Origin of the sequence: Mesorhizobium sp. M0019 (assembly GCF_040323975.1) — a bacterium.
Lineage (GTDB): Bacteria > Pseudomonadota > Alphaproteobacteria > Rhizobiales > Rhizobiaceae > Mesorhizobium.
Window position 1 is genome coordinate 1 of sequence record NZ_JAMYVK010000111.1, and the last position, 4,805, is coordinate 4,805.

At 64.2% G+C, this 4,805-nt stretch carries 4 protein-coding genes; all 4 read right to left on the reverse strand.

All coding sequences use genetic code 11. The features are described 5' to 3' along the window. Window positions 1-301: 301 nt before the first annotated feature. Genes NKK47_RS34755 through mnmG form a run of 4 tightly spaced genes read right to left on the reverse strand, consistent with a single transcriptional unit; the run spans window position 302 to window position 4,590 of the window. Complete coding sequence (locus NKK47_RS34755; protein ID WP_023675931.1) at window positions 302-1,183, reverse strand: ParB/RepB/Spo0J family partition protein; 882 nt, start codon at window positions 1,181-1,183, stop codon at window positions 302-304. Between the two features lie 45 nt (window positions 1,184-1,228). Further along, a complete protein-coding gene (locus NKK47_RS34760) occupies window positions 1,229-2,029 on the reverse strand; it encodes a ParA family protein (RefSeq protein WP_084641031.1) in 801 nt (266 codons plus the stop codon). 33 nt (window positions 2,030-2,062) lie between these two features. After that, window positions 2,063-2,704: a 16S rRNA (guanine(527)-N(7))-methyltransferase RsmG gene (gene rsmG, locus NKK47_RS34765; RefSeq protein WP_023675929.1), complete on the reverse strand. Its 642-nt coding sequence runs from the start codon at window positions 2,702-2,704 to the stop codon at window positions 2,063-2,065. After that, window positions 2,701-4,590, reverse strand: coding sequence for a tRNA uridine-5-carboxymethylaminomethyl(34) synthesis enzyme MnmG (gene mnmG, locus NKK47_RS34770; RefSeq protein WP_352579897.1), 1,890 nt, complete (start codon window positions 4,588-4,590; stop codon window positions 2,701-2,703). Before mnmG ends, rsmG begins: the two co-directional genes overlap by 4 nt. Between the last annotated feature and the right edge of the window lie 215 nt (window positions 4,591-4,805).

Genomic DNA, 4,805 nt, shown 5'->3' on the forward strand with positions numbered 1-4,805 from the left:
GCGCCGATGGGCCGCCATCACGGGATAGGTGCGCCCGCAGCCCGGCCGCCCGGGCCGAAACCGCCGCCGAAACCCCAAACAAGGGAGCGGAGCTCACAAATACGAGCGAAATCCCTGCGATCCCGCCCCATCCAAACATCCCCGGTTACTGCGCAACAGGCCCACAGGGGGAGAAGGGAGAGCCGCGCCAAGCCTTCAACGCTGGCAAGACAAGCCGCGCACCCTGGAGTGAACAAGAGCTTGAGGCTTAGCAGAAGCAGCGTCTCTGCCCAACCCGGATATTTATGCGCCGGCTAACTACCTACTCCCGCTTCAGCCTTCGACAAAGCTCGTCGAGCTGCTCCAGCGTCCGGTAGGCGACGCTGATCACGCCGCCGCGCTGGTTGTGCTCGATCGTGACGATCATGCCGATCGTGCTGGTCATCAGCCGCTCCAGCGCCAGTGTGTCGGCATCCTTTTGCGGCGGTGCGGCGGGCTGGCGCTTTGCCGCCGGCGCGCCGACCGGCAGCTGCGCCAAGGCTTCGGCCTGGCGCACCGAAAGCCCCTCGTCGATGATCCGCTTGGCAAGCCCGGCCGGGTCGTCGGCCGTCACCAGGGTGCGGGCGTGGCCGGCCGAGAGCGCGCCGTCGACCAGCATGTCGCGAATGACGTCGGGCAGCTTCAGCAGCCTCAGCGTATTGGCGACATGGCTGCGGCTCTTGCCGATCACCTGGCCGAGATCGGCTTGGGTATAGCCGTGGTCGTCGATCAGCTGCTGGTAGCCCAGCGCCTCCTCGACCGGGTTGAGGTCGGTGCGCTGGACGTTTTCGATGATCGCCAGTTCGAGCGCCGTGCGATCGTTGACGTCACGTACGATGATCGGGATTTCGGTCAGCCCGGCGCGTTGCGCCGCGCGCCAACGACGCTCGCCGGCGATGATCTCGTAGCGGCCCGTTTGGGTTTTCGACGGCCGCGCCACCACCGGCTGCACCACGCCATGTTCGCGGATCGACTGGGCGAGGTCGGTCAGGTCGGCGTCGCCAAAATGCCGGCGCGGGTTCTTCGGGTTGGGGCTGAGGAACTCGATCGGCACCTTGCCGTCGGCCGCCAGCCCGGGCTTTTCCGGAGCCGCCGGGCGATCGATTTCGCCGATCAGCGCCGCCAGTCCCCGTCCCAGTCTTTTTCTCGAAGGGTCTTCGTTCATCGTCCGTCCAAATCGTTTCGGTATCGAATCGCTTGTTGGTTACTGCTAGGCGACACGCAATTTGCGCTCGCGGCGGATGACTTCCGAAGCAAGCTGCAGATAGGCCTGGCTGCCCGAGCATTTTAGGTCGTAGAGAATCGCCGGCTTGCCATAGGACGGCGCCTCGGAAACGCGGACATTGCGCGGGATGACGGTTTCATAGACCTTGTCGCCCATATGCGCCCGCACATCCTGCACCACCTGGTTGGCGAGATTGTTGCGCCCGTCGAACATGGTCAGCACGATGCCCTGGATCGTCAGGTCGGGGTTGATCGAGCGGCGCACCTGCTCGACCGTCTCCAAAAGCTGGCTCAGGCCCTCCAGCGCGAAGAACTCGCACTGCAGCGGCACCAGCACCGAATCGGCCGCAGCCATCGAATTCAGTGTCAGCAGGTTGAGCGACGGCGGGCAGTCGATCAGCACATAGCCGAAGTTGGCCGAGCGCTCGGCCGAAGCCCGCAGCGCGTTGCGCAGCCGCAGCACCCGATCCGGCGCCGAGGCGATTTCCATCTCGATGCCGAGCAGGTCGAGCGTCGACGGTACGATCGACAGGCCAGGCACCGCCGTCGGGATCGCCGCCGCTTCGAGATCCAGCTCGCCGGTCAGCACATCATAGGACGAGACGCTGCGGTCGCGCCGGTCGATGCCAAGCCCGGTGCTGGCATTGCCCTGCGGGTCGAGATCGACGATCAGCACCTGTTCGCCTATGGCCGCCAGCGCGGTGGCCAGATTGATGGCCGTCGTCGTCTTGCCGACGCCGCCCTTCTGGTTGGCGACTGTGATGATTCGGGGGCCGTTCTTCATCATGGGTCTATGCCAGAAATTCATTTGGGTCGCCGGTCACAAGCCAGGGTGCTGTCGCAAGTCGGATACTTCGAGAATGACGCCCTGCGCGTCGGTTGCACTGGCATGTTCTACCAGATCGAAAGACCATCGTTGAGCGCTTTCTGCCAATTCGGCGCGGTAATCCCGGCCTTTGTGAAACAGGCCGCGCGACCCCTTGGTCAGCCACGGTGCCGCCAGGTTGAGCAAAGCCGGCAGCGAGGCGAGTGCCCTGGCTGTGACGATTTGCGGTGCTGGAACAAGAGGATAGCTGTCGTCGATGCGGCGCGCGATAACCTTGGCGGGCAGGCTGAACTGTCCGATGACCGCTTGCAGGAACGATGCTTTTTTCCGGTTGCTTTCAACCAGGTCGATACCGGCGCCGTCCCGCTCGGCAAGCAAAAAGGCCAGCACAAGGCCCGGAAACCCACCGCCGGAGCCGAGATCGACCCAGCGCTTCGCCTCTGGTTTGATTCGCGCCAGCTGCGCGCTGTCGAGGATGTGGCGGCGCCAGACATCGTCCTGCGTCGATTGCGCGGCCAGATTGATCCGGCGGTTCCATTTCTGGAAGACGGCCTCGAACTCGACCAGGCGATCGAATGTTTCACGTGAAACCGGGCCCGCTGCCGTCTGCAGGTTTGCCCAGGACGCAGCGCTCACGCGACCTGCTTTCGCGCGGCCGCCTCGGCATTGCGGACATGGGCGACAATAATCGCCAGCGCCGCCGGCGTCATGCCTTCCATGCGTTGCGCATCGGCAATCGAGCGCGGCTGGCGTGCCAGCATCTTCTGCTTCAACTCGTTCGACAGGCCGGGAACAGAAGCAAAGTCGAGCGACTCGGGAATAAGCCTGCTCTCCTCATGCCTGATCTGCGAAACATCGGCCTGCTGGCGGTCGAGATAGACAGAATATTTGGCTTCCGTTTCAAGACGTTCGGCCGTTTTGCTGTCGATCGCCGCGAAAGCCGGCTCGACCCGCGCCAGCCAAGCGATGTCGACGCCGGGATAGGCCAGCAACTCATAGGCCGAGCGACGGACGCCGTCCCGGTTGATTTCGAGCCCATGGCGCGCTGCCTCATTGGGGGTCATGGTGGTGCCGAGGGCGAGCTGTCGCGCCTTCTCAAGGTCTTGCATACCATTGTTGAACCGCTGCATCCGCTCCGGCGAGGCAATCCCCAGCCTTATCGCCAGTGGCGTCAGCCGCTCATCGGCGTTGTCGGCTCGCAGCGATAGCCGGAACTCGGCCCTTGAGGTGAACATGCGGTACGGTTCGGCGATGCCGCGGCTGGTCAAATCGTCGACCATCACGCCGATATAGGCTTCGGTGCGGCTGAGCACGATTTCCTCGCTCGCCGACGCCTTGCGCGCTGCATTCAAGCCGGCAAGCAGCCCTTGCGCGCCGGCCTCCTCGTAGCCGGTGGTGCCGTTGATCTGGCCGGCGAGGAAAAGGCCGGCGATCCGCCTGGTTTCCAGCGTTGGCTTGAGCTCGCGTGGATCGACATGGTCATACTCGATGGCATAGCCCGGCTGCAGCATGGTTGCCCGCTCCAGCCCCGGAATGGTCTTCAGGATGTCGAGTTGCACGTCCTCGGGCAGCGAGGTCGAAATGCCGTTCGGGTACACCGTGTCGTCGTCCAGCCCTTCCGGCTCCAGAAAGATCTGGTGGCCTTCGCGGTCACCGAACTTGACGATCTTGTCTTCGATCGACGGGCAATAACGCGGCCCGACGCCTTCGATCGACCCCGAATACATGGCCGAGCGGCCGAGATTGGTGCGAATCAGCTCGTGCGTCGCATTGGTCGTTCGGGTGATGCCGCAATGGATCTGCGGATTTTCGATGCGATCGGTCAGCAGCGAGAACGGCACGGGGTCCTCGTCCGCCGCCTGGCTCTCCAGTGACGCCCAATCGATCGTCCTGCCGTCCAGCCGCGGCGGCGTGCCGGTCTTCAGCCGCCCGAGCCTGAAGCCGGCGCGGCTCATCGTCGCCGACAGGCCGACGCTCGCCTGCTCGTTCATGCGGCCGGCGACGATCTTCTTCTCGCCGATATGGATCAGCCCGCGCAGAAAAGTGCCGGTCGTCAGCACCACGGCGCCGCAGGCGAGCCGGCTTCCATCCGCCAATAGCACCGCCGCGATGCGTCCGTCGTCCATTTCCCCGTTGTTGATTTCGAAATCCAGCACCTCGCCTTCGATGACATCGAGGCCAGCCTGCTGGCGGATTGCCGCCTGCATGGCGAGGCGATAGAGTTTTCGGTCGGCCTGCGTTCGCGGACCACGCACCGCTGGCCCCTTGCGGCGGTTGAGCAGGCGGAACTGGATGCCGGCGGCATCGGCGACGCGCCCCATCAGCCCGTCCATGGCGTCGATCTCGCGAACCAGATGGCCCTTGCCGAGGCCGCCGATCGCCGGATTGCAGGACATCACGCCGATCGTGTCGAAGCGCAGCGTCACCAGCGCCGTCCTGGCGCCAGCCCGCGCAGCGGCACTGGCTGCCTCGCAACCAGCATGACCGCCGCCCACCACAACCACATCATAGTGATTGGTCATTTCAGAATCCCGAATTCAAGTGGACCGACACATGTCCCTGGAGGCCCGCGCTGTCAAGAACGCAGGGCGCTTCAGACGCATGACTGCCCCCGACAATGCAGACAGAGATCGCCTGGCGCCGTTTTGTCTTCCCTTCTCCCCTTTGTTTGGACTGGGGACATCGCGAACAGATGTGCGAGGACATCGCGAACAGTTTTGCGCTTTTGCGCGAGGGG

What these genes read in the sequence shown, in the direction of transcription:
- NKK47_RS34755 (WP_023675931.1), bottom strand. Translation starts at nt 1,183, where the DNA reads ATGAACGAAGACCCTTCGAGAAAAAGACTGGGACGGGGACTGGCGGCG.
- NKK47_RS34760 (WP_084641031.1), bottom strand. Translation starts at nt 2,029, where the DNA reads ATGATGAAGAACGGCCCCCGAATCATCACAGTCGCCAACCAGAAGGGC.
- mnmG (WP_352579897.1), bottom strand. Translation starts at nt 4,590, where the DNA reads ATGACCAATCACTATGATGTGGTTGTGGTGGGCGGCGGTCATGCTGGT.